Raw genomic sequence first — 21,740 nt, 5'->3', positions numbered from 1 at the left:
GCACCAGGCCGAAAACGCGCCGCGGCCGTCCGCCACGGTCCAGGTGAGCTGTGCGGTGGGCGCTTCGGGCATCACCAGCGGCTGGTTGATGGGTGTGTCGCCGATCCGGCCCCGGAGGCTTCACTAGCCGCACGGTGTACGTACCGACGGCCGAGCATGCTCGGGATTAAGGTACCGCGGGCTGAGGTCGCCGAAGTCCTTGTAGGTCCGGTGCACCCACAGGCGGTGCCGTTCGAAGTCGACCTTGCGCGTTCACGCAGGCGCTTCGTGGTAGAGCCGAAGTCCGCCAATACGTGAAGGGTTCCACGGTGACGGTGGCGGTGTGTGCTGTCGCGCCCGGTCGCCTTGGAATGGGTGTAGGTGTAGCAGAAGAGCGGAAGGGCCCAGTGGGAGCGTGTCGGGGTCGAAGGTGTTCGGCCGGTCCCACACCCTGCCGGCGGGCGTGCCCCGCAGCGTCTGCAGTCGGGGTCGTCGTACACGCACAGCACGAGCGGCGCACCGGCGAAGCTGGGCGGCAGCGGGTCCACCGTGATGTCCACCCGGTCCTGCGTGTTCGCACGAGGCCGGAGCCGACGGTGCAGGTGGCGGTGTCATGCGCCCACCACGGCCGGGTCGAAGGCGTAGCCGGCAGCACGTACGCACGTTCCAGTCGCCCGCCAGGCGATCACCCACCAGCGGAAGGGCGCATCGCCGACACAGGCCGAGGTGTCGAGCGTTGTCTGCAAAGGCGATGAAGGGTGGCACCACCAGTTGACGGGTGGTCCACGCGCTGTTGATGACTGGGTGTTGGGGTCCTGGTACGTAAAGAAGGCCGTCGGGGTCGTTAAGGTGACGCCCTTTGGCGTGTACAGTCCGGACGCGGCGACATTGGGGCTGCTCCACGTGGCGCCCGGGGGCGATGCGGGCAGGCCGGGCGAAGGGCCGGTCGCAGTAGGTGGTGCTCGATGGCGAGGCTCAACACCGGCAGGGGTCCACCTGCACAGTGAGCTGGTCGACCACGATGCAGCCAGGTTGGGGTCGGGATAGGGTGTAGGTGAGCAGCCGGTACCGGCCCCGCCAGCCGGATCGAAGCAGACCGGCGGCGTTCGCACCGTTGCTGCTCCAGGTGCCGCCCGTGATGGCGCCAGTTGCGTGGCCGGGTCGTTCACGCAAAGCTGGTCGTCGTTCCCCGCATCCACGGACGCGCTGCAAATCCACCCGCACCTGCAACGTGTCGTCCACGCGGTTGCGGAGCCTCGCGCCCACGGTGTAGACCCACCTAACCCGGTCGAGACCGCACCGGGGTGAAAAGACCCGCGCCGTCCACGTAAAGCTGTTACCCACGTCTCCGCCAGGCCGGTCGGCCACCAGCTGAAGGTCGCCGCCCTGTTGAGGCGGTCGCGTGGCGGGGCCGGCGGTCACCTTCAGCCGGCGGCAGAACCACGGTGACGGTGATGGTGTCGCGATTGACCAGCCGCTGAGATCGGTCACCGTAACACCAGCGTGTCGGGGTCGTTGGTCGGTGTGATGCCGCTCGTCATGACCGGGTGGCAATCACGACGGGTCGCCCAGGTGCCTCCCGGGTGATGGGCAGCAGCGTGATGGGATCGGCCGATCGTAGGCGGTGAGGTCCGGGCCGGCGTTCGCGGCGGCAGCGGATTCACCGTCACGGTGAGTTCTTGTTTCGGGCCGATGCACCCGCCCACATCGCCTTCCACGGTGTGGAGGTGGTGGCCGGGGGCGCCATGACCAGGGTGGTTGCCCGCGAGCCCACCGGCGCGGGAAGGCCGATGGACCAGGTGTAGCCCGTGGCGTTCACCGCGACCAGGGTGCCCGTCGCCCACGCGTATCGTCGAGGGGTTCGCCACCAGCAGAGCACGGGCGCCAGGATGTTCACGTCCACCGTCGCGGGCGGCCCATCGGCATACCCCCAGGTATGCGACCACGGTCCACAGGTTAGCTCCGCCGGGCCCACGGCCGGATCACCACGGTGTCCGTCGTAGCAAGGTCACGCCCAGGGGCGAGGTCCTGGCCTGAAGGTGGCGCCGGGCACAGGCGCCGAGGGTGAGCGGCTGTCCCCGGCAGATGTCGATGGGCCCGCGGTGGCACCATGCTGGCTTGCATCGGGATTGGCATCACCGGGTTGCGCTCGCCGTCACCGGTCCGCACACGCCCGTCAATGTCACGGAACGATAGGTACCGCCCGCGCCGACGCCACCGGGCCGGGTTTCGCGGGTGGGAGTCGACGGCGTGGCCGAGGGCATGCTCCACAGGTAGAGATGGGGCGCCGTATGTTGTGGTGGCCGCCGGATTGGCCCCGTCCCCTTTGGCAAAGCGAGAGCGACCACCGAGCCGGACCAGGGTCATCGAACACCGTGACGGTGACCGGCGCTAGCTTTGCTGCCAGCCGCAGCGCTAGTTGAAGGCACGAAGGCGGACTGCGGTAGGTGCCGGGCGCGGTGAACTGGATCGACGGCGAGGCGCTGGTGGCGCCGCCATTGGTCCATTGCCAGGCCGCCGTGGCGCCACAGAAGCCCGAGCCGCTCACCACCACCAGTCCCATTGCACACTGCAGTGTCGATGAGGTCGGTGGTGTTCTGCAGGTTCAACGTCAACGGTAGTACAGCCCCACCTCCCCGTGGTGTCGAAGGTGGGCACGAGCGGGGGCTTCGATGCGTATCTGCTGAACCGGATCATCTGTTCCGCAGGCCGGATTGATCACATTCAGCGTTACGTCATGATCCCTGGTTGTGAAAAAGACAACCGTTGCGTTCGGTGGTCCGGGGAATTGTGACAAACTCACTCCGGTCATTGGCGAGACCATCCAAAGCTGAGCGGCTTGATCGCGTACCACGGTTCTGGGTACCAGGAAGCTGATATGCGTTCTGTCCTTCGGATTGACCCGATCAGGTGCAACTGTCGCACCCACACAGGCGGGAGATGGGATGATGTCGAAGTCGGCCATTGGTGCTCGGAGACGGATAGGGGCCAGAGGTCGTCGTACGTATTGCATGGATTGGTCACCGTCACGGCGATCAGGAATGCAATTGTTCGGCTGACCACAGGAGGTGTTCGCGTAGACATGGTCATGCGCAGACTGCGGAGGATGCGGAAATGATTGCACCACACTATCTCTCCAGTCTATCGTGGTCGTGCCCGACCGTTGTTCGGCCCGGCGTCAATGTGAATGAAAGCTGGTCCCCGACGATCCCACTATAGAGGCCACTGAGCGAACGTCGCCACAGGAACTGCCCGATATAGACGTTGTAGACCTCCGTATCCGAGCAGCCGTTCGCATCGAACACAGTGTAGGTCAGCACGTAGGTGCCAAACCCTGAATACGTGTGGCTCAGGGTGTTCCAGGAGAGTGGTAGAACCCCGTGCCTGTACCGTCGCCCCGCGATCGAGTAGGTGGCCCCGGCAAGGTGGACCCCATTTGCATGAAATCAAAGGCCCACGAACTACCTGTAGTATGAAAACGTCGGAACGCCGAAGAAATTCACGAACGTCACACCTGTTTCCGTTATCGCCGCTCAAGCTGGCGATGGACGCATTGGTTACATTCAGGAGTTGGGTGTCCGAGCAGGTCGCCCGGTGGTATCGGTCACCAAGACCGTGATGGTCATTGCTCCAGCACTACTGACTGAACTGAGGATGAAGTGTTCGTCGCAGAAAAGGTTCCACTTCCCCGGCGACCGACCAGGTATATGAATGGGCTATTCAGGCCCACAACCAACGCCGACAAACCAATGGTGTCCCCCAGACAGGGCGAGGTGTTTGAAGGTGTGATGGTGACGTTGCACTGCCCCACCACCCCACCGCCTGCGCCGACGAGCAGCGGCCAGGGCGGGGTCGCATGCACCAACGGGGTGAACGGTCCATCCGGTCAAAGTTCGCGGATCTTCCACATGCTGCGGGCGTTGCCGTGTTCGATCCACAGTTCACGGCATCAACGATCGCGTCGGGCCTGCGCCGGTGCGTTCTCCTCGGTGCCCTGCAGGCCCGAGCGCCCGGCCCATGCGTCCATGCGTTCCGGCGACCGCCTCCAGCAGTTCCGCGGCATCACCGCCCTGCACGTGCAGTTCGGTGCGCCCGCATGCCCCGGCCATCGCCGCTGCACCACCAGCACCAGCCAGTAGGCGGGCGACTGCCCCATCACCAGGCGGGGCCGCCGCCGGCGGCCTTCGGCGTAGTCCATCACTAGTCACCGTGCACGGTGCCGTGGACGGCCCCGTGCGGTGCCAGCGCCGCGTGCAGCTGCGCCGCAAGGGTCCGGGGTGCATGCGGCGTCAGGGCGCGATGGTCACCTGGGCGGTGCTGTGGAGCAGGGTGGCGCAGAACAGGGCGGCGAGGAGGTGCTTAAGCGTCGGCGTTCCCGTGTTGATGCCCCAGCACCGCCGACGTCGGCCCGGGCACGCTCCGCTGTGAGCCCGGCGGCCCCGATCTGGAAAGCGGCGGCTTGGTGCCAGTTGGGGACCTCTTCAACTGCGCTCTCCGGCCCCTTCTGCCCATGCTTTGCCGAACAATGGCCCCGTAGGCCCCGCTATGCGACCATTTTTCGGCTGTGCCTGACCACCACATGGTCACGGCGCCCATCATTCAAGACATCCCCAACAGGCCCTCAGGCCTTTGGCGCGTGTTCACCTCGATGGCCTTGGTGTTGTTGGCCACGGCCACCAACGCGCTGATCTGCTCGGCGATGGCACGGGTGAGGATGACGATCAGGAAGCCGAGCAGCGGACTGGCGATGAGGCCCACCAGGGGCGCATCGCCGGCCATCGCCGTGAACATGTCCAGCGGGCTGCGACCGTGACCGCCGCTGCGCCCCAGCAGCGCCATCACCTGGAGGCGCCGCCCGTGCCCACGATGGCCATCAGAAAGCTGAACCACTCGCCGCAGGTCTGGAAGAAGTGCGAGAACACCGGCAGCGCCACGAACTCCGGACCCCGGGCTGACGAACTGGTTGATGCGGTCCTTGCGGTCCCACCAGAGCGGAAGCCGATCCACAGACCGAAGAGGCCGAACAGGCCGATGAGGATGCCTGCTACACCACCCTTGAACATCACCGCCAACACCCCCAGGATGCTGAGCAGGTTGAGCGCCGCCAGCACCATGTAGAGGATCCGGAAGGGCTTGCGGAACAGCGCCCCGCCGTCGATGAGCGCGAAGTAGGGCCGCGCGAAGCCGGTGAAGAGGTCCAGCGCCGAAGGGGCCTGTGGGGCGGTGCGCTGTGGGGCGTGCGGTTGGTCCATGCGGGGTGGGGTTGGGCAGGGGAGCAGGGGCGGGGGAGGAGACGAGCTGGGTCACCTCACGCAGAGGGTGAGAGGAAGCAGGGCGAGGGGTTCTTCCGAAATGGGGACGGTGGTATGGGCAGGTACAGGAGGAGGGGCAGGGGCAGGGCGGGTGCAGGGGCGGGTGGAGGAGGGGCGGGTGCGGGCCGGGCCACGGTGCGGCATGGGGCACTGACGGGATGGTGGCCGGTGGCGCGGCCACCGACGGTATGGTGAGCTGTGGCACGCATCATCGGCAGCAGGTCCGCCACGGCCGCCGCCGCCAGAGAGCCACGGCCGCCCACAACCCGGTGGTCGGCAGGGCCTCCTATACGACACCGGCGTCGACGCGCCATGCGGGCAGGCCCTCCTCCGCCAGGCGCGTGGCCCATTGCCAATGCCCGATGGCCAAGGCTCCGGCGCCCACGATGCCAGGCCGCCGTGCCACTGGCACCCACGCGTGCCGCAGCACGCGCATAGCGCTCCGGCCAGGGCACAGAGCACAGCGCACACGAGCCAGAGGTCCATTGGCACCCGGCTCCTCGGCCGGTGGCCGCACCTATCGGGAGCACGGTCCGCCTGTTCACGCAGCAACCGGCGCACCCCGGTCCGCAGGGCTTTCATCGGCCGCCGCAGGGGAGCGGACCGTGGTGTGGGCTCCACGTCCTCCGCGACTCACCGGTGGCCCAGGCGCTGAGGTCAGGCACCTGGCCCAGCAGATGGCCCCAACCGCTTCTTGCTGCCCCACCGCCTCGGCCGTGCGCAGCTCAGCGAAGCCCAGGAACAGACAGGCCAGGGCGGCGGCGAAGAAGAGCGGTGCGAGCAGGCGGGTCACGGGGTGGGATCGACAGGATGTGGTCAGGGGTGCCGAGCAGCTTCTTCTTCTCGGCGTCGTACTCGGCTTTCGTCAGGATGCCGGCGTCCAACAGCTCCTTCAGCTTCTTCAACTTGTCGGCGTTCTCCAGCGCGCTGCCGCCCTTGCTCTCGGTGGCCTGTGCGGAGGTCTTCGGCAGCGGATCGTTCAATGCGTCGGTGATGGTGATCAGGAATTGATCGTTTGAAAAGGTCAACGACCGGAAGTACCCCGACACCAGGTAGGCCTCTGGGCCCTGCTGCTCGCGACGTTCTTGTCCGAGTTCGTGTACTTGACGATCTGGAAGCGCTTTGGTGACATCCGCGTTGGGGTCGAGCGCCGTGTTGGAGATGTCTCCACTGTAGTGCTCGGTGTACTTGTAGCCCTCCACCGTATTCGCCTTCACATCATCGAAGGGCAGGGTCCACTGCACGGCCTTGTCGCGCAGGTAGGCCTCGAACCAGCGCTGGCCGGCCAGCTCGGTCGCCGTCTCGAAGAAGCAGGCGTTCACCCGCAGGTTGGTGTAGAACCAGTCCTTCGCCCTCTGCACGCTGTCCGGTACCGCCAGCCGGGCGCGGATGTTCTCCACCATCTCGATCTTGATGTTCAGCTCGCGCTTGTCCTCCCGCGCGCCCACCCAGCGGTGGTTGTCCGTGTCGTACATCTCCACGGGGTCCATGATGATCTCCAGTCCGTTGGACGCGTCCACCTTGAAGTTCGCCTTCAGGTGGCACTGCGTGCCCAGCCCCCAGTAGTAGTTGATCCAGTAGGACCGCAGATGGCGGTCGCCCCAGGCCAGGTAGTCGATGTCGCCCTTGTAGTAGGTCTTGATCATGTAGGCGGCCACAGGCAGCACCTCCTCGGTGTTCACGCCCGTGATCGGCGTGTAGACCGTGGGGGTCTTCTTGCGTTGGGCGCTGGCGCTCATCACCGCGAGCAGCGTCAGGGACAGCAGGACAGGTCGAAGCATGGTGCGGGTTCCGCGGAACGTGGTTGGTGTGTGATCGATGGAGATATGGATCGCTCGTGGTCGCAGGTCTGGCGTTCATCGCCGCAGCATCAGCCGCAGGTCGGTGGGTGTGCCGTGGCGGAAGATCCGCACGGTGTAGAGGCCCTCGGCCTCGCCGGTGAGGTCCAGCGGCGGCGGTCCGCGGCCGCGGGACGTTCGTCGCGCAGCACCTGGCCCAGGGCGTTCAGCACCTGCAGCCGCTCGGCGCCGTGCGCATCGGGCAGGGCGATGGTAAAGAGGCCGTTGCTGGGATTGGGAAAGAGCCTGATGTCGGAGGCCTCACTGCCACGGATGCCCGTGCCGCTGATCGTGACGAACACGCTGTCCGGCTCACCGATACCACATCCATTACCGCCGCCACCACCACCCATCCATCTTCGAGTGGATCGCCGGTCGTCACGTTGATGGCGTTGCCCGTACTGGTGCCCGTCCAGCCCGTGGGCAGGGTCCACACGTAATACGAGGCGCCGGGCACGGTGGTGGTCGCGTAGGTCTGTGCGCTGTTGTCCAGCACCAGTGTCGGGCCCGAGACCGCCGCAGCTCCCGGCGGGGCGCTGACCGCATCCACATCGATGCCCCGCGTGATCACCGAGCTCCATTGCCCGTGGTTGTCCTGCAGCTGGAAGAAGACATCTGTTTGCCCGGTGGTGCTCCAGTTGCAGAACAGCACATCGTCAATGATGTCCAAGTACTGCATGTTCGGTGTGATGGGTACGGTGGTTAGGTCGCTGATGTTGGCTTCCTCCGGCTCTTGGTCGCTCCAATAGCGCAAGAGCACCAGTTCATAAGGCCCATCTGGCAGAACGCTGAACGGTTTGGAGATAACACTACTCCAGAAGCCGTGGTTGTCACGAAGCCGATAGTGGGCCTTGTGCGGGCCTTGCTGCAAGCCGCTGACATCCGCTGAGATGTTCGCGCTGACCGTTTGGCCGGGACCCAAGCCGAAGGGGGTGCGGTTCGTGGATGTATCGAACCAATACTCGCCACCCGTGATCTCGTAGGGCCCACCCTGTATTCGGGTGAAGGGCTTGCTGATTACGCTGCTCCAACGGCCATTGCCGTCTTTCAGGCGATAGTGGATCCTATGATGCCCGAGGGGCAGCGTACCCAAGGGGATGCCTAGGTTGTTCAGGTCAATGACCGGCGCATTGCCCGCCGGAACGAATACTCGCTGGCCGTTCAGGCCATCCATGTTGAACCAGTATTCGTAGCCGGTGATGTTCTGTGCGCTGGCCCAGCCTGTGGCTGAAAGCCAAAGTGCGAAGAGGAAGAAACGCATGGCTCAGTAAGTTTGGGCGCTTCCACGCACAGTAACCCCTTGAAGCGTGCCATTGCCAGTGGAGGCAGGTCCAGTTAACTCAGACCAGTGTGGGTTGAAAGGGAGCGAACCTGTCTTCCAAGGGTCTGCACCACCGAATACTCCGACTTCTGTGCCCGCCTCGCCTGCACTTTGATAGAGGGAGTTGATGGAGTAATTCCCCTGATAGTCGTAAGTGATGTAGTTGGCAACAGGGCCGAACTGAGGGAATGCCCCATTCACTGTGTTCATTGGATACTCCGCAGAGGCTACATTGTTACCTCCATTCACCGCAGGAGCGGCAATCGTATAGGACACACCTGCACCACTTCCTACGAAAAGGTTGTAGTCGAAAGTGCTCGCCTCATTCACCGTGAAAGGACTAGCCGTGTTACGCAGGAATACATTGTTCTTGTAGCTGACGTTCACATTGCCACCGCCACTCCAGTTCAAGAAGACACAGTTCTCCACTACTGTATTCGAAGCTGCATCAGCACCAGTTAAGTTCTGGATGAAGCATGAGCGTATCAGCGGGTCGTTGCATTGATTCACAGAGAGGTCATCGATGATGCAATTTGAGATGTAGGGAGAATTAGCGTTAGAGTCAAAATTCCCATGGCCTAGCCACAGTAATGCGATGTCACAACGGGTAATGCGAACATTATCCGCGTCCGAGGTGGCCAGATTCTGGCCTATATAAACGCCAATGCTGCCTCGGAAAGTAATGCCATGGAGCTCGGTGCCGTCAGCTTCGTCCATGATCCTTACGTCTCTGTAGTTGTTGCCTGAAAGCACTGTCCGAGTGGGATAAGCCGTAGAGCTATCCGCGCGAATACCACTACCGATCATGACCACAGGAGAGGTGATGAAGAGGTCGTTGTTCAGGATGAACTGTCCGCCGGGCAAGATGATCGTATCTACACCTATGGAAAGCTCGGCGTCATCCAGCACAAGTTGGATGTTACCGTCATACCGGAAGTAAGACTGTCCGCCGTTCATCCGAGTGATCACGCCTCGCGGTATAACGTCGCGCTCAGCAGCGCACCGGTCAGAGTGGTCGAAATTGTTCTCATGGTGTTGGTTGTTGGGTTGGTTGGTTGTTCGAGGAGCTACCAAGGGTAGCGATCTGCACCGAGTAGCAGTCCGTACCGTCCATGCAGTCCGGGTTGCGCAGGGTGCCCTCCCACTGCTTGGTGTTGCTGGCGTTGTAGGCCTTCCAGCGCAGGGTGGTGCCGGGTTGGATGACGAAGCGGGCCACGTTGCCGTTGGTGCTGTTGCCGCAGAAGTGGTCCGCCGGAAGGTCGTCGTCCATGGCCGCGGCGATGTCCTGGTACTGGTCGGGGTCCCGCGTTGTACACACGTACGGCCTCGCTCATCGCGGTGTAGTCCGCGCTCTGCACCCAGATGTGGCCGATGGCCGCATTGGGCATGATGGTGATGCCGCCGCAGGTCTCGCAGATCTCGTTGCCGCACTCGTCAAACCGCTTTGGGGCCTCTTCCTCCTTCTGGCAGGCGGCGAGCAGGGCGAGCCCGATCAACAGGGCGGCGCGTGGCAGGGGTCGTGCTGTGTTCATGTCCGGTGTGTTGGTGCTGCGAACATCCGTACGGCGCGTGTGGCGGCGAAGCGTGGACGTGAACATGGCGGCTTGGATCGTGAATGCGGCGTCAAACACGCTCCAGGGCGTCCATCAGCTCCTGCTTCTGGCGCCGGCTCACCGGCAGGTTGGCGCCGTTGCTCAGGACCACCTCGCCGCCCTCGCCCTTGATGTAGCGCGTGATGTGTTTGCGGTTCACCAGGTAGCGCTGGTGGATGCGGATGAAGCCCTGCGGGGCGAGCGCCTCGTCGAAGGCCACGATGCCCTTGCTCACCACGAAGGGCTTCGGCTCGTTGCGCCGGTGCACGTGCGTGTAGTTGTTGTCGCTCTCGCAGTAGAGCAGCTCGTCCAGGTGCACCAGCGTCAGCCCGCGCGCGTCGGGCAGCGCGATCTGCCGGTCGCTCACCACCATGCCGTGCGGCGCCGGGGTCGACCGCGCCTCCAGGGCCTTCAGCGCCCGCAGCACGGCCTCGTCGAAGCGCGGACCGGTGATGGGCTTCACCAGAAAGTCCAGCGCCTCCACCCGAAAGGCCTCCACCGCATGGTCCGCGCGGCCGGTGGTGAAGATCACCAGCGGGTCCGCCGGCGCGATGCGCTTCAGCAGATCGAAGCCGTCCAACCCGCCCAGGTCCACATCCAGAAAGAGGATCTGCGGCCGCGTGGCGCGGATCCCCTCGGCCGCAGTGTGCACATCGGGCGCCTCGCCCACCAGCCGCACCTGCGGATGGCGCTTCGCCAGCAGTGTGCCCAGCAGTTCGCGGGCCTTCGGCTCGTCCTCTACGATATATGCGGTGGCGGTCACAGGTGGAAAACTATCCATGTTCGTGGAATGAGCGGTCATCTTTGAAAACTATTCCGCGATCGCCTCCCGACTTCTCGTGAGGAGTACCGAATGTCCGGCGACCGGAGAACCGGTGTATCCGGCGCCATAATGGTGAACTCGGAGCGTTCCCCATGGACTCGGCGGCAGCGTGTCGATCGGCGACAGGCATTGGTGCGGAGGTCCGGCCCGGTGCCGAACGGATTAAAGCTGCACCGAGCCCGCAGCGTGCACATGCCCCGGCGCGAACCCGGCGGGTGCGATCGTGAGGACGGTGGAGGGCCGCCTTAGACCGGCAACAGCACCTCCACGCGTGTGCCCCGCGGCAGGTCGATGGTGCGCAGCTCGGCCGCACGGCCCGTGCGCTGGCGCAGCAGGTCCAACTGGTCGCGGATGATGCGCGTGCTGAGCGAGGTCTTCCTGCGCGCCCGCTCCGGCTGTTCATCCGCGGGGCCGCGGCCCACGCCGTTGTCCTCCACGCTCAACAGCAGTGAACCGTTGCGCAGCCCTGCGCTCAGGGTGATGCGGCCGCACTCCTTCAGCGGGCCCACGCCATGCTCGATGGCGTTCTCCAGCAGGGGCTGCACCACCAGCGGGGGCACCTTCACCCGGGCGGTGTCGATCGCAGGGTCCACCTCCACGGCGAAGTCGAACCGGCCGTCCAGCCGCAAGCGCTGCAGCTCCAGGTAAATGCGCAGGGCCTCCAGGTCATCCTTCAGGGGGATGGTGGCGTGCTGGCTGGTCTCCAGCATGGTGCGATCCACTGGGCGAAGCGCTGCAGCAGCGTGCTGGCGGCATCGGGGTCGTCGGTGTACAGGTGGGCGTTCACCGCGTTCAGCGTGTTGCTGATGAAGTGCTCGTCCATCTGGGCGCCGCAAGGCGGCGTTCTGGAATTCGGCGGCCTTGCGCTTCTCCTCGGCCGTGCGCTCATTGGCCCGGGCAAGGGCCGATGCGGCCTCGGCATCGTTGCGTCGGCGTTGCGTGCGCCAGGCGAAGGCGCCACCGCACAGCGCAAGCACGGCGAAGCCACCGACCCCCAGGCGGCCGTGCGGTTGCGCGAGGCGCTCAGCTCGGCGATGGTGCGCTGATCGCGTTCGGCGAGCAGCTGCCGGGCCCGCAGGCTGTCGGCAAGCTGCTGGCGGGCCGCCGCCGCCTGCTCTTCGAACCGTGCCACCGCGATCATGTTGCCCTCGTTCAGGTAGCTCTTCTGCAGCTCCATGGCCTCGCGTCCGTCCACCAGCGCCTCGGTGGTGCGACCGAGCTGCTCCAGCACACGGCTCTTGCGATCCAGCACGTGCACGGCGTTCTCCTTCATGCCCAACGCGCGGTCGATCCCCAGGGCGCGCTCGTAGCGCTCCAGGGCCTGTTTCCACTGGCGGCGCTCAAAGGCGATGTCGGCCAGGGTGTGCTCGGCGATGGCGAGCATGTGCTCGTCGCCGATGGCCGCGGTGACCTCCTGGGCACGCACCGCGTGCGGCTCCGCCTCGTCAGGACGGTGCTTGGACACGAGCACTTCGCCGATGGTGGCCTCGAAGATGCCCACCCACTGCAGGTTGCCCACGGCCTCCACCTTCCGCAGCGTCCTTCAGCACCACCAGGGCCGTGTCGTACCGACGCTCCTCGGGCAGGCCGAAGACGAGCGCCTGCGCGCTGTCGGCCTCGCCCCAGAGCACGGCCCGGGCGCCATAGGCGATCGCGGCCAGATCATGCATGCCGATGGAATCGGCCACCTGCCTGGCCCGCAGCACCAGCGGGTAGGCCGCCGGATACTGCTTGAGCTGTTTGTACACCAGGGCCAGGTTGAACGCGCTGGCCGCGATGAGCTGGGGGTTGCGTTGGGCCTCCGCGATGCGGTAGGCCTCGAGCAGGTTCGTGGCGGCATCGACCACCTGTCCCGTGTAGTTCTGGTAGGCGCCCAACATGGCACAGCTGCTGGCCAGGATCGTGGAATCACCGATGGCGGCGCTGATGTCCCGGGCCTCCTCCAGGTCGGCCAGCGCGCTGTCCAGCTTGGACAACTGCGCATAGGCGTTCGCGCGGTTCACCAGGAACGTGCAGCCGCCGTGCTGTCCGGGGTGGTCAGGTAGGGCCGGGTGATGCGTCGCGACAGCTCCAGGGAGAGGTCCGGTCGCCCGATCGCAGTGGCCGTGCGCATACGGTCGGCGTAACTGTCCACGATCGCCATGCTGTCCGCGCTCGCCTCGGCCAGGTCGATCGCCAGGGCCAGCAAGCTGTCCGCGGGCCGCTCCAGACCGCGCACCCCATAGGCCTGCGCCAGCATGCGCAGCGCCAGGGCCTGGATCAGGGTGTCCCCGGCGTCCACACCATCGAGGAAGGCGTGCCCGTAGCGCACGGCGGAGCTGTCCTTGGTCCGCCGGACCCAGGTGGACCGTGCAGCGATCAGCGCACGCAGGGCGGGGCGGCTCAACTGGTTCCGGGGTTCGGCATCCGCCAGGAGGAGCAACGCGGCGGCGGAGTCGGGCGAGCCCGCCCACAGCGGCTCCGCCGTGGCGATAAGCAGCTGCACCCGGGCGTCGGGGGTGGGGGCCTCGGCCAGGCGATCCTCCCAGGGTCGGTCCGGCCCGGCAGGGCGTTCACAGGCGGCAAGCGCGGCGATCAACAGAAGCAGGTGGTGTGGGCGCATGGTGGGCGGATGATCCGCGGTGAAGCTAACCGGGGAACTTCGGCCCTGGCAGGCTTCGGGCGCGTGGTCGCTGTGCGCGCCGCAGCGTCGAAGGCCCATCCGCCGCCACCTGCTCACCCGCCCCCGCCACCTGCGCAACGCCGCATGGGCTGCGGTCCCGGGCGGTGTACGTTTGTGCCGTCAACACGACAACAAACACCAACACACACCACCACCATGAACACGTCCATCACCCTCCGCAGCCTCGTCGCCCTCACCCTCTGTGCCACGCTGGCCAGCTGCACCAAGGACGTGCCCCTCCAGCCCAACCGTCCTGCCGGCGCCGCACCCGCTTCCGCGGTGAATGATGCCCATGGCCTGGGTGCGGAGCTGAGCGCCGCCAGCCACGGGCTCTCCAGCACGTCCGTTGACATCACGAGCGACACCCCGGCGGGCAGCGCGAACACCGGACTGCCGAGCGTGGCGCAGCACCAAGGGACGGCACTGATGCCGGAGGATCCCGGGAGCGGCGGCCCTGTCACCGACACGCCGTTGGAGGACCCGGTGCGTTTGCAGGGCCTGGAGAACATGACCGCCGAGTGACCTGAACCTCGGGAACGGAAAGGGCCGACTTGTGCGGCCCTTTCTGCATGGAGCCCTCCCTACTTTCGTCCGACCCATGGCCGCACCTGCTTCACCGGTGGACCGCGAGGTCCTGTTGCGCTTTCTGGCCCGGCTGGGGCAGGCGGAGCTGGCAGCTGGTAATGCGGCCCCTTCGTGGAACGGGACCTGGGACTGATCGCCCGCGCGGCATAGTGTGCGGGTTTCACGGCCTTCGTGCTGCCTACGGTGCTCTTTCTGGAGCTGGATGAGGGCGGCCAGCACAAGGTGGATCTACCACGGGCCCCTACCGCATCGGTACCCTGCGGTTCGACCCGCATCGAGGAGGTCATGGCGATCGCGGCGCGAGGCCCGGCAAGGACTGCTGCACCCCGCCGCTGGGCTGGAGCGGCTGGAGGCCTTGTGGCGCTGGCCCCACCGTTACGGCGCCTGGGGCGCCATCGGTGGCTACCTGCTCACCAGCATCGGAGTAGCCGTGCTACTGCGCCCCACCCTGCATGGCCTAGCGCTGAGCACAGCCCTGGCGCTGGCCTGCGCCCTGCTGATGCACGCGGTGCGCAAGCGAACCGCCTGGGCCGTGGTGGCGCCGGTGGTGGCCTCCTTCATGCTGAGCGCCGCCGTGGCCTATGCCCTGCATCTGGGCTTCCCGGAGCGCGCTACGAACCTGCTGATCCCGCCGTTGATCACCTTCCTGCCCGGCCTGACCCTCACGGTGGCCGTGATCGAGCTGGCCTACAGCAACATCATCAGCGGGGCCAGCCGCTTGGTGGCCGGCTTCGCCCAGGTGGTACTTCTGGCCTTCGGCGTTGTGGGGGGCATCGGCCTGTTCGAGCATCCGGACAGCGCAGTGGACCGGCCCGAATGGCCCGGGCGTATCAACGCGTGGCGGCCCTGGTTCGGGGTGCTCGTGTTCGCTGTGGGGCTGCATGTGCACCAGAGCAGCGATCGCCGATCCTTCGGATGGATGCTGGTGACGGCCGTGGCGGCCTATGCGGCCCAGGCCCTCAGCGGCCAGCTGATCGATGGTGCCAGCACGGCCTTCTTCGGCGCTGCGGCCATGACCATCACCGCGTTGGTGATCGAGTTCCGCTTTGCCGGACCGCCCGCGATCGTCACCCTCCTGCCCGCCTTTTGGTTGCTTGCGCCGGGCAGCTTCGGCCTGCGCAGCGTCACCGGCCTGGCCACGGGTGCGGGCGCAATCACCGATGTGTTCACCCTGCTCTTCGCCATGACAGGCATCGCCATGGGCAGCCTGATCGGCGCCTTTGTGTACAGCGTGGCCCCGCACCCGCGCAGCGTCACCTGGTGGCGGATGGACGCCCCGTGAGCCTTCGCCGCGCCGAAGTACCTTCGTGATCCTTTCCAGCCCCATGCGCACCCTCCTGCTCCTGGCCCCGCTTCTGGTGAGCGGCTCCCAGTGGCCCAGACCTTCACCCTCACCAGCACCGATGTGGGCGGCCAGGCCACCGACCAGCAGGTGTACAACGGCTTCGGCTGCACCGGCAGGAACCAGAGCCCCCAGCTGAGCTGGGCGAACGCCCCTGCCGGCACCAAGAGCTTCGCCGTGACGATGTACGACCCCGACGCGCCCACTGGCAGTGGGTGGTGGCACTGCGGTCTTCGACCTGCCCGCAAGCACCTCCATGCTGCCGACCGGCGCCGGCACCCCGGGCATGCCCGGTATACCCGAGGTGGCCGTGCAGAGCCGCACCGACTTCGGCGGGATGGGCTACGGCGGCCCCTGCCCGCCCGTGGGCCATGGCGCCCACCGGTATGTGGTCACGGTGCATGCCTTGGGGTGGAGAAGCTGGGACTGGACGCCCAGGCCAGCCCCGCCTTGGTGGGCTATACCCCGAACGCGAACACGCTGGCCAAGGCCAGCCTCCTCTTTACCACAGCCGTTGATCCACCGGCTACCACACCCTCATCGGCTCTTCCCGACAGGGCGCGGACCTTGCGGAGGGCTCGGAGTTTTCCACGCATCGTTCCACGTGGAACACACCGGGTTTTCCACGATCACTCCATGAGCGTGATGGACACCTACGACGTGGTGGTGGTGGGCGGCGGCCACGCCGGATGCGGAAGCCGCGGCCGCCGCAGCCAACCTCGGCTCGCGCGTGCTGCTGGTGACCATGAACATGGGCGTCATCGGCCAGATGAGCTGCAACCCCGCCATGGGCGGCGTGGCCAAGGGCCAGATCGTGCGCGAGATCGACGCCCTTGGGGGCTACAGCGGCCTGGTGAGCGACCGCAGCGCCGTGCAGTTCCGCATGCTGAACCGCAGCAAGGGACCCGCCATGTGGAGCCCCGCACCCAGAACGACCGCAACCTCTTCGCTGCCGAGTGGCGCTGCCTCCTGAACAGACCCCGAACGTCCACTTCTGGCAGGACAGCGTGTGCGCATCGAGGTGGCGGACAGGCGTGTGGCTGGGGTGGTCACCGGTTTGGGCATGCGCATCGCCTGCCGTGCCGTGGTGCTCACCAGCGGCACCTTCATGAACGGGGTGATGCACATCGGCGAGCGCCAGATCGGGGGCGGACGCGCCGGCGAGAAAGCCAGCCATGGCATCACCGAGCAGCTGGTGGAACTGGGCTTCGAGGCCGGTCGCATGAAGACCGGCACCCGCCCCGCGTGGATGGCCGCAGCATCGACCACAGCGCGATGGAAGAGCAGCCGGGGGATGAACGACCGGCCAAATTCAGCTACTCCCCCACCACCCGACCACTGCAGCGGCAGTTGAGTTGCTGGATGACCTACACCAGTCCCGAGGTGCATGACATCCTGCGCACCGGCTTCTGACCGCAGCCCGATGTTCAACGGGCGTATCCGGGGCATCGGCCCCGCTACTGCCCCAGCATCGAGGACAAGATCGACCGCTTCGCCGACAAGGAGCGCCACCGTATCTTCGTGGAACCAGAAGGCTGGGACACGGTGGAGACCTACATCAACGGCTTCAGCACCAGCCTGCCGGAGGAGGTGCAGCTGGCCGCCTTGCGCAAGATCGCCGGCTTCGCGAACGCCCGCATGTTCCGCCCCGGCTACGCGGTGGAGTACGATTATTTCCCCCACCCAGCTGCGGCACACGCTGGAAACGAAACTGGTGGAGGGCCTCTATTTCGCCGGGCAGATCAACGGCACCACCGGCTACGAGGAGGCCGCCTGCCAGGGCCTCATGGCAGGCATCAACGCCCACCTGAAGCTGCGCGAGAAGGACCCCTTCGTCCTCGATCGGGACGAGGCCTACATCGGGGTGTTGGTGGATGACCTGATCACCAAGGGTACCGAGGAGCCCTACTGAATGTTCACCAGCCGAGCGGAGTTCCGGATCCTGCTGCGGCAGGACAACGCCGACCTGCGGTTGACCCCGCGCAGCCACGCCCTGGGCCTGGCTGATGATGAGCGTCTGCGCCGGGTGGAGCGCAAGCAGCGCCTCAGCCAGGTTTGTGGACGGCCTAAAGGCCGAAAGCCCGGCGCCAGAAGCCTCCAACGCGGGCTGATCGTTCCACGTGGAACTACCCCCGTGAAACAGCGTACCCGGCTGTTCGACCTGCTCACCTGACCCCAGCTCACGTATGGCGTATCCGAGCCCTTGTTCGAGCGTCGAGAGGACTGGAGAACGGAGGCACCGACCTGGCCGAGGAGGCGATCGAGCAGGTGGAGATCCAGGTGGAAGTGTGAGGGCTACCTGGAGCGCGAACGCGACCTGGCGGAGCGCATGAACCGCCTGACCACGTTCCTGGATGTGAACCTCGACTACGCCAAGCTGACCTCGTTGAGCATCGAGGCGCGGCAGAAACTGGACCGGGTGCGACCCACCACCCTAGGGCAGGCCAGTCGCATCAGCGGCGTTTCACCAGCGGACATCAGTGTCCTGCTTGTTTACATGGGCCGATGACCGATCGACGTTCCACGTGGAACAACACACCCACGAAACCTTGACCGCTGCCCCCGTGTGGGGCGGCGAGCCCCTTACCTGCCCTGACGGTCGAGGACCATTCCATCTCCCACGAGCGCTTCCAGCTGGTGGATTGCGCCTCCTGTGGGTTCAGGTTCACCAACCCGCGGCCCACAGCAGCAGCATCGGACGCTATTACGAAAGCGCCGACTACATCAGCCACAGCAACAGCCGTCGGACCCTGTCCGATCGATCGTACCAAGTGGCCCGTCGCCGGGCCCTTGCCCGCAAACATGCCCTGGTGGCCACCCACCGCACCAACGGCCGCGTGCTGGACGTGGATGTGGTACCGGCGAATTCCTCGGCCACCCAAGCGCAGGGGGTACTTGGTATCCGGGGTGGAGCCCGCTTTGAAAGCCCGTGAACAGGCCATTGCCCACCACGCCATCCCGGTAGTGCCCTCCCTGGACCAAGTACCTGACGGGAGCAGTTCCATGTCGTCACCTCTGGCACGTCCTGGAGCACCTGCCTGACCTTCGTGGTACCCTGAAACGGCTCTATGCCCCTCACCGCGGATGACGGCCTGTTGGGCGCATCGCTGTGCCCGATCGCGAAAGCTGGGACGCGTAGCACTACGGGAGCGCATGGGCAGCATACGACGTTCCGCGCCACCTCTCCCACTTCCGGCGGAGTGATATGCATCGGTTCGTGACCGAACATGGCTTCGAACCGACGCGGTGCGACCCATGTGGCTGGACGCACCCTACATCGCCCTGCTCAGCGAACGGTACCGCGGCCACGGTGCGGTCATGGCGCTGCTTCGCGGTGTGCTGTTCGGTGCTTGGTCCAACTTGGTGAGCGCCCTTTCCGACCGGACCCACATCAAGCTCATTGTACCTCTTCCGCAAGGCGACCGTCTGAGAAGCCTGTTTTTCTTCGTTCTGGTTGCGTTGAAGGGGGCGTGCAGTGGTGCACCTCTCCGTGTCACCTGAACGGCTCATCCTGGAGCCGATCGTGGCGGTCGTTCGGAAGAGGGGCCCATCTCCTGATTTTCAGCCGCTTACTGATCCAAAGGGCGATCAGGCGGTCGTAGCGTCGGCCTGGTGACCCAACACACCGGTGACCCCTGTACCCGGAATCTACCTTGCGCCCCTTTTCACCACCATGAGCACCATGACCTCCCCAGCCCACTTATCGGCGACCTGCTGCGCACCCTCGGCGTCCAGGACCAGAACCCGGCGTGTCCACCGGCAACCAATGGATCCCGGGCAGCGGTGCAGTGCTCGAGAGCCACAGCCCGGTGGATGGCGCGCTCATCGGCAGCGTGCGGGGCCACAAAGGCCGAGTATGATCAGGTGGTGGCGACCGCGCAGAAGGCCTTTGCTGAATGGCGCACCTGGCCCGCACCCAAGCGCGGCGAGGTGGTACGTCAGTTGCGAAGAGCTGCGCAGCACAAGGCCGCCCTGGGCAAAACTGGTGAGCTACGAGATGGCAAGAGCTACCAGGAAGGCCTGGGCGAGGTGCAGGAGATGATCGACATCTGCGACTTCGCTGTGGGCCTGAGCCGCCAGCTGCAAGGGTCACCATGCATAGCGAACGTCCGACCACCGCATGTACGAACAGTGGCACCCGGTGGGGCTTGTGGGCATCATCACCGCGTTCAACTTCCCAGTGGCCGTATGGAGCTGGAACACCGCCCTGGCCTGGGTCTGCGGCGACGTCACCTCGTGGAAGCCCAGCGAGAAGACCCCGCTGTGCAGCATCGCCTGCCAGCACATCACCGCGGACGTGTTCAAGCGCAACGGTGCCCGAGGGCGTGAGCAGCATCGTGAACGGCGGTCGAAGTGGGCGAATGGATGAGCCACGATGGACGCATCCCCCTGGTGAGCGCCACGGCAGCACGCGCATGGGAAAGGCCGTAGCGCGGCGGTCGGCGAACGCCTGGGTCGTTCCCTGCCGGGAACTGGGCGGCAACAACGCCATCATCATCAGCGACAAGGCCGACCTGACAGGCTTCCTCATCGGCTGCGTCTTCGGCGCGGTGGGGACGGCTGGCCAGCGCTGCACCAGCACCCGCCGCCTCATCATCCACGAGGCGGTGTAGGACGCCTTCAAGCAGAAGCTGGTGAACGCGTACACGCAGCTCCGCATCGGCGATCCCCTGACGAGCGCAACCACGCGCCCAGATCGACACCGCCGCCGTCACCATGTACCTGAACGCCCTGGAGGCCGCCAAGTCGCAAGGCGGTCGGCTGGCCGTGGAAGGCGGCGTGCTGAGGAAGGGGTACGAGAGCGGGTGCTACGTGAAGCCTGCCGTGGTGGAGGCCACGCTTGACACTACTATCGTGCAGGAGGAGACCCGCGCCCATCCTCTACTTGCTGAAGTACAGCGGTGACCCGCAGGAGGCCATCGCCATCCAGAACAACGTAAGCAGGGGCCTGAGCAGCGCCATCATGACGCTGACCTGCGCGAGGCCGAGCGTTTCGTGAGCGCGGCGGGCAGCGACCGCGGCATCGCCAACGTGAACATCGGCACCAGCGGTGGAGATCGGGCGAACCTTCGGCGGGGAGAAGGAGACCGGCGGTGGCCGCGAAAGCGGAAGCGATGCCTGGTAGCCATGCGCCGCCAGACCAACACGAATAACTACGGCAGCTAGCCGCCGCTGGCGCAGGGCATCACCTTCGACCTGTAGGTTTCCCCCGCCGTCGACGCAAGCGACCATCCCCGGTCCGCGCAGGCTTTTAGCTTTGCCGGCCTTTCCATGGCCTTTGCGCACCGCCCTGTTCCTGCTGCTCGTCGCCCTGGGGGTGGGTGCTCCAGCAGGCCCGACCACAGCTCCACCGCACCACGCACGGGCTCCTGGCGCATGGCGTTGGACCGGAACGGCCAGGGAGCCGCCCTTCCTCTTCGACCTGCAGCACGACAGCAGCGCGTGGCGCATGGTGGTGCACAACGGGGAGGAGCGCATCGCCGTGTTGACATCACCCGCACGCCGACTCCATCCGGGTGCGCATGCCACTGTTCGATCTGAGTTCCGCGGACGGCTGGTGAACGACAGCACCATCACCTGGCCACCGGCAACTACCTTTGCGGGTCCCGACTACTGCATCGCCTCACGGCCTCGGTGCGGCCCTGCATAGCGCTTCTCGACCTCGCCGGCAGCCCCGCTGGCGACCTCTCCGGACAATGGCGCACCCACTTCAGCCATGGCACCCTGAGGGCGATGACCTGGGCCGTCCGCCCAGCGGGACGACTGCTCACCGGCACCTTTCGGACCGAAACGGGCGACTACCGCTTCCTGAAGGCGTGGTGGCCGGCGACCCTTGAAGCTCTCGTGCTTCGACGGCCTTCACGCCTTCTTCGCGTTCAAGGCCCAGCTGCGCAAAGACAGTCCATCGGCCGGCCATTAGAGCGGCTCCCATCGGAGTCTTGACTTCCGTACGCGATCCGCGGTTCCACCTGCGCGACCCGGATTCGCTCACCTTCCTCGAGGAAGGCCGCGACGTGGTTGATTTCCGGTTCCCGGACATCGATGGCGGCCAGGTGATCCCTGGCGACGCCCGGTTCGCGGGCAAGGTGCCTGCGGTGGAGGTGATGGGCAGTCGTGCCCCAACTGCGTGGACGAGACGCTGCTGGACGAGCTGTACGCGAAGCACAATGCCAACGGGTTTGAGGCGCACCGCCATCGCCTTCGAGAAGTGGCCGAGGACGAGGCACGCTCCATCGCTGCGCTGGAAGCACTTCCGCCAGTCGCCTGCAGGTGAAGTACCCCATCG

At 65.8% G+C, this 21,740-nt stretch carries 19 protein-coding genes and 3 pseudogenes; 8 read left to right on the top strand and 14 right to left on the bottom strand.

The features are described 5' to 3' along the window. Positions 1-954 precede the first annotated feature (954 nt). The 14 genes from IPJ87_00110 to IPJ87_00045 all read right to left on the bottom strand — a co-directional run bounded on the left by IPJ87_00110 (position 955) and on the right by IPJ87_00045 (position 13,467). A complete protein-coding gene (locus tag IPJ87_00110; protein MBK7940280.1) occupies positions 955-1,152 on the bottom strand; it encodes a hypothetical protein in 198 nt (65 codons plus the stop codon). A gap of 1,438 nt (positions 1,153-2,590) precedes the next feature. Beyond that, positions 2,591-2,944: a hypothetical protein gene (locus tag IPJ87_00105; GenBank protein MBK7940279.1), complete on the bottom strand. Its 354-nt coding sequence runs from the start codon at positions 2,942-2,944 to the stop codon at positions 2,591-2,593. Between the two features lie 984 nt (positions 2,945-3,928). After that, complete coding sequence (locus tag IPJ87_00100) at positions 3,929-4,177, bottom strand: hypothetical protein (GenBank protein MBK7940278.1); 249 nt, start codon at positions 4,175-4,177, stop codon at positions 3,929-3,931. Positions 4,178-4,578: 401 nt separating this feature from the next. Beyond that, positions 4,579-4,818 carry a hypothetical protein gene (locus IPJ87_00095; GenBank protein ID MBK7940277.1) on the bottom strand — a complete coding sequence of 80 codons (240 nt, stop codon included), beginning with the start codon at positions 4,816-4,818 and terminating at the stop codon, positions 4,579-4,581. Next, positions 4,818-5,231, bottom strand: coding sequence for a hypothetical protein (locus IPJ87_00090; GenBank protein ID MBK7940276.1), 414 nt, complete (start codon positions 5,229-5,231; stop codon positions 4,818-4,820). Before IPJ87_00090 ends, IPJ87_00095 begins: the two co-directional genes overlap by 1 nt. Positions 5,232-6,016: 785 nt before the next feature. Beyond that, positions 6,017-6,694, bottom strand: a complete 678-nt coding sequence (locus tag IPJ87_00085) for an SHOCT domain-containing protein (GenBank protein ID MBK7940275.1) — start codon at positions 6,692-6,694, stop codon at positions 6,017-6,019. A gap of 601 nt (positions 6,695-7,295) precedes the next feature. Beyond that, entirely contained in the window at positions 7,296-8,390 is a 1,095-nt protein-coding gene (locus IPJ87_00080) for a hypothetical protein (GenBank protein ID MBK7940274.1), read from the bottom strand. Positions 8,391-8,393: 3 nt separating this feature from the next. Then, positions 8,394-9,407 carry a hypothetical protein gene (locus IPJ87_00075; protein ID MBK7940273.1) on the bottom strand — a complete coding sequence of 338 codons (1,014 nt, stop codon included), beginning with the start codon at positions 9,405-9,407 and terminating at the stop codon, positions 8,394-8,396. A gap of 70 nt (positions 9,408-9,477) precedes the next feature. Further along, complete coding sequence (locus tag IPJ87_00070; GenBank protein ID MBK7940272.1) at positions 9,478-9,720, bottom strand: hypothetical protein; 243 nt, start codon at positions 9,718-9,720, stop codon at positions 9,478-9,480. 353 nt (positions 9,721-10,073) lie between these two features. Next, on the bottom strand, positions 10,074-10,844 hold the full coding sequence (locus IPJ87_00065; protein MBK7940271.1) for a response regulator transcription factor: 771 nt from the start codon (positions 10,842-10,844) through the stop codon (positions 10,074-10,076). A 266-nt stretch (positions 10,845-11,110) separates the two neighbouring features. Next, positions 11,111-11,575: a hypothetical protein gene (locus IPJ87_00060; protein MBK7940270.1), complete on the bottom strand. Its 465-nt coding sequence runs from the start codon at positions 11,573-11,575 to the stop codon at positions 11,111-11,113. Then, a complete protein-coding gene (locus tag IPJ87_00055) occupies positions 11,539-12,384 on the bottom strand; it encodes a tetratricopeptide repeat protein (protein MBK7940269.1) in 846 nt (281 codons plus the stop codon). The genes IPJ87_00060 and IPJ87_00055 overlap by 37 nt, the downstream gene beginning before the upstream one ends. After that, complete coding sequence (locus IPJ87_00050) at positions 12,311-12,868, bottom strand: hypothetical protein (protein ID MBK7940268.1); 558 nt, start codon at positions 12,866-12,868, stop codon at positions 12,311-12,313. Before IPJ87_00050 ends, IPJ87_00055 begins: the two co-directional genes overlap by 74 nt. Then, positions 12,865-13,467, bottom strand: a complete 603-nt coding sequence (locus tag IPJ87_00045; GenBank protein ID MBK7940267.1) for a hypothetical protein — start codon at positions 13,465-13,467, stop codon at positions 12,865-12,867. Before IPJ87_00045 ends, IPJ87_00050 begins: the two co-directional genes overlap by 4 nt. 216 nt (positions 13,468-13,683) lie before the next feature. Here IPJ87_00045 and IPJ87_00040 point away from each other — a divergent pair, with 216 nt between their 5' ends. The 8 genes and pseudogenes from IPJ87_00040 to IPJ87_00005 all read left to right on the top strand — a co-directional run bounded on the left by IPJ87_00040 (position 13,684) and on the right by IPJ87_00005 (position 21,728). Continuing rightward, positions 13,684-14,049, top strand: coding sequence for a hypothetical protein (locus tag IPJ87_00040; protein MBK7940266.1), 366 nt, complete (start codon positions 13,684-13,686; stop codon positions 14,047-14,049). 265 nt (positions 14,050-14,314) lie between these two features. Then, on the top strand, positions 14,315-15,394 hold the full coding sequence (locus tag IPJ87_00035; GenBank protein ID MBK7940265.1) for a threonine/serine exporter family protein: 1,080 nt from the start codon (positions 14,315-14,317) through the stop codon (positions 15,392-15,394). Between the two features lie 90 nt (positions 15,395-15,484). Continuing rightward, positions 15,485-15,955, top strand: a pseudogene (locus tag IPJ87_00030) (YbhB/YbcL family Raf kinase inhibitor-like protein). Positions 15,956-16,090: 135 nt separating this feature from the next. Then, positions 16,091-17,963, top strand: a pseudogene (gene mnmG, locus IPJ87_00025) (tRNA uridine-5-carboxymethylaminomethyl(34) synthesis enzyme MnmG). A gap of 133 nt (positions 17,964-18,096) precedes the next feature. Continuing rightward, positions 18,097-18,387: a hypothetical protein gene (locus tag IPJ87_00020; protein ID MBK7940264.1), complete on the top strand. Its 291-nt coding sequence runs from the start codon at positions 18,097-18,099 to the stop codon at positions 18,385-18,387. 837 nt (positions 18,388-19,224) lie between these two features. Next, positions 19,225-20,620 (top strand): annotated as a pseudogene (locus IPJ87_00015) (aldehyde dehydrogenase family protein). A 112-nt stretch (positions 20,621-20,732) separates the two neighbouring features. Further along, positions 20,733-21,104 (top strand): hypothetical protein, encoded by a 372-nt coding sequence (locus IPJ87_00010; protein MBK7940263.1) that lies wholly within the window; start codon positions 20,733-20,735, stop codon positions 21,102-21,104. 477 nt (positions 21,105-21,581) lie between these two features. Continuing rightward, on the top strand, positions 21,582-21,728 hold the full coding sequence (locus IPJ87_00005; protein ID MBK7940262.1) for a hypothetical protein: 147 nt from the start codon (positions 21,582-21,584) through the stop codon (positions 21,726-21,728). The last annotated feature ends 12 nt before the right edge of the window (positions 21,729-21,740 follow it).

The sequence above is a fragment of the Flavobacteriales bacterium genome (genome assembly GCA_016713875.1).
Classification (GTDB): domain Bacteria; phylum Bacteroidota; class Bacteroidia; order Flavobacteriales_F; family PHOS-HE28; genus PHOS-HE28.
This window is presented reverse-complemented; position numbering and strand designations above follow the sequence as displayed.

Excerpts from the sequence above, each read along its gene's own strand:
- IPJ87_00105 (MBK7940279.1), bottom strand. The coding sequence starts at position 2,944 with ATGGCCGACTTCGACATCATCCCATCTCCCGCCTGTGTGGGTGCGACA.
- IPJ87_00100 (MBK7940278.1), bottom strand. The coding sequence starts at position 4,177 with ATGGACTACGCCGAAGGCCGCCGGCGGCGGCCCCGCCTGGTGATGGGG.
- IPJ87_00095 (MBK7940277.1), bottom strand. The coding sequence starts at position 4,818 with ATGGCGCTGCTGGGGCGCAGCGGCGGTCACGGTCGCAGCCCGCTGGAC.
- IPJ87_00090 (MBK7940276.1), bottom strand. The coding sequence starts at position 5,231 with ATGGACCAACCGCACGCCCCACAGCGCACCGCCCCACAGGCCCCTTCG.
- IPJ87_00085 (MBK7940275.1), bottom strand. The coding sequence starts at position 6,694 with ATGGTGGAGAACATCCGCGCCCGGCTGGCGGTACCGGACAGCGTGCAG.
- IPJ87_00080 (MBK7940274.1), bottom strand. The coding sequence starts at position 8,390 with ATGCGTTTCTTCCTCTTCGCACTTTGGCTTTCAGCCACAGGCTGGGCC.
- IPJ87_00075 (MBK7940273.1), bottom strand. The coding sequence starts at position 9,407 with ATGAACGGCGGACAGTCTTACTTCCGGTATGACGGTAACATCCAACTT.
- IPJ87_00070 (MBK7940272.1), bottom strand. The coding sequence starts at position 9,720 with ATGGACGACGACCTTCCGGCGGACCACTTCTGCGGCAACAGCACCAAC.
- IPJ87_00065 (MBK7940271.1), bottom strand. The coding sequence starts at position 10,844 with ATGACCGCTCATTCCACGAACATGGATAGTTTTCCACCTGTGACCGCC.
- IPJ87_00060 (MBK7940270.1), bottom strand. The coding sequence starts at position 11,575 with ATGCTGGAGACCAGCCAGCACGCCACCATCCCCCTGAAGGATGACCTG.
- IPJ87_00045 (MBK7940267.1), bottom strand. The coding sequence starts at position 13,467 with ATGCGCCCACACCACCTGCTTCTGTTGATCGCCGCGCTTGCCGCCTGT.
- IPJ87_00040 (MBK7940266.1), top strand. The coding sequence starts at position 13,684 with ATGAACACGTCCATCACCCTCCGCAGCCTCGTCGCCCTCACCCTCTGT.
- IPJ87_00035 (MBK7940265.1), top strand. The coding sequence starts at position 14,315 with ATGAGGGCGGCCAGCACAAGGTGGATCTACCACGGGCCCCTACCGCAT.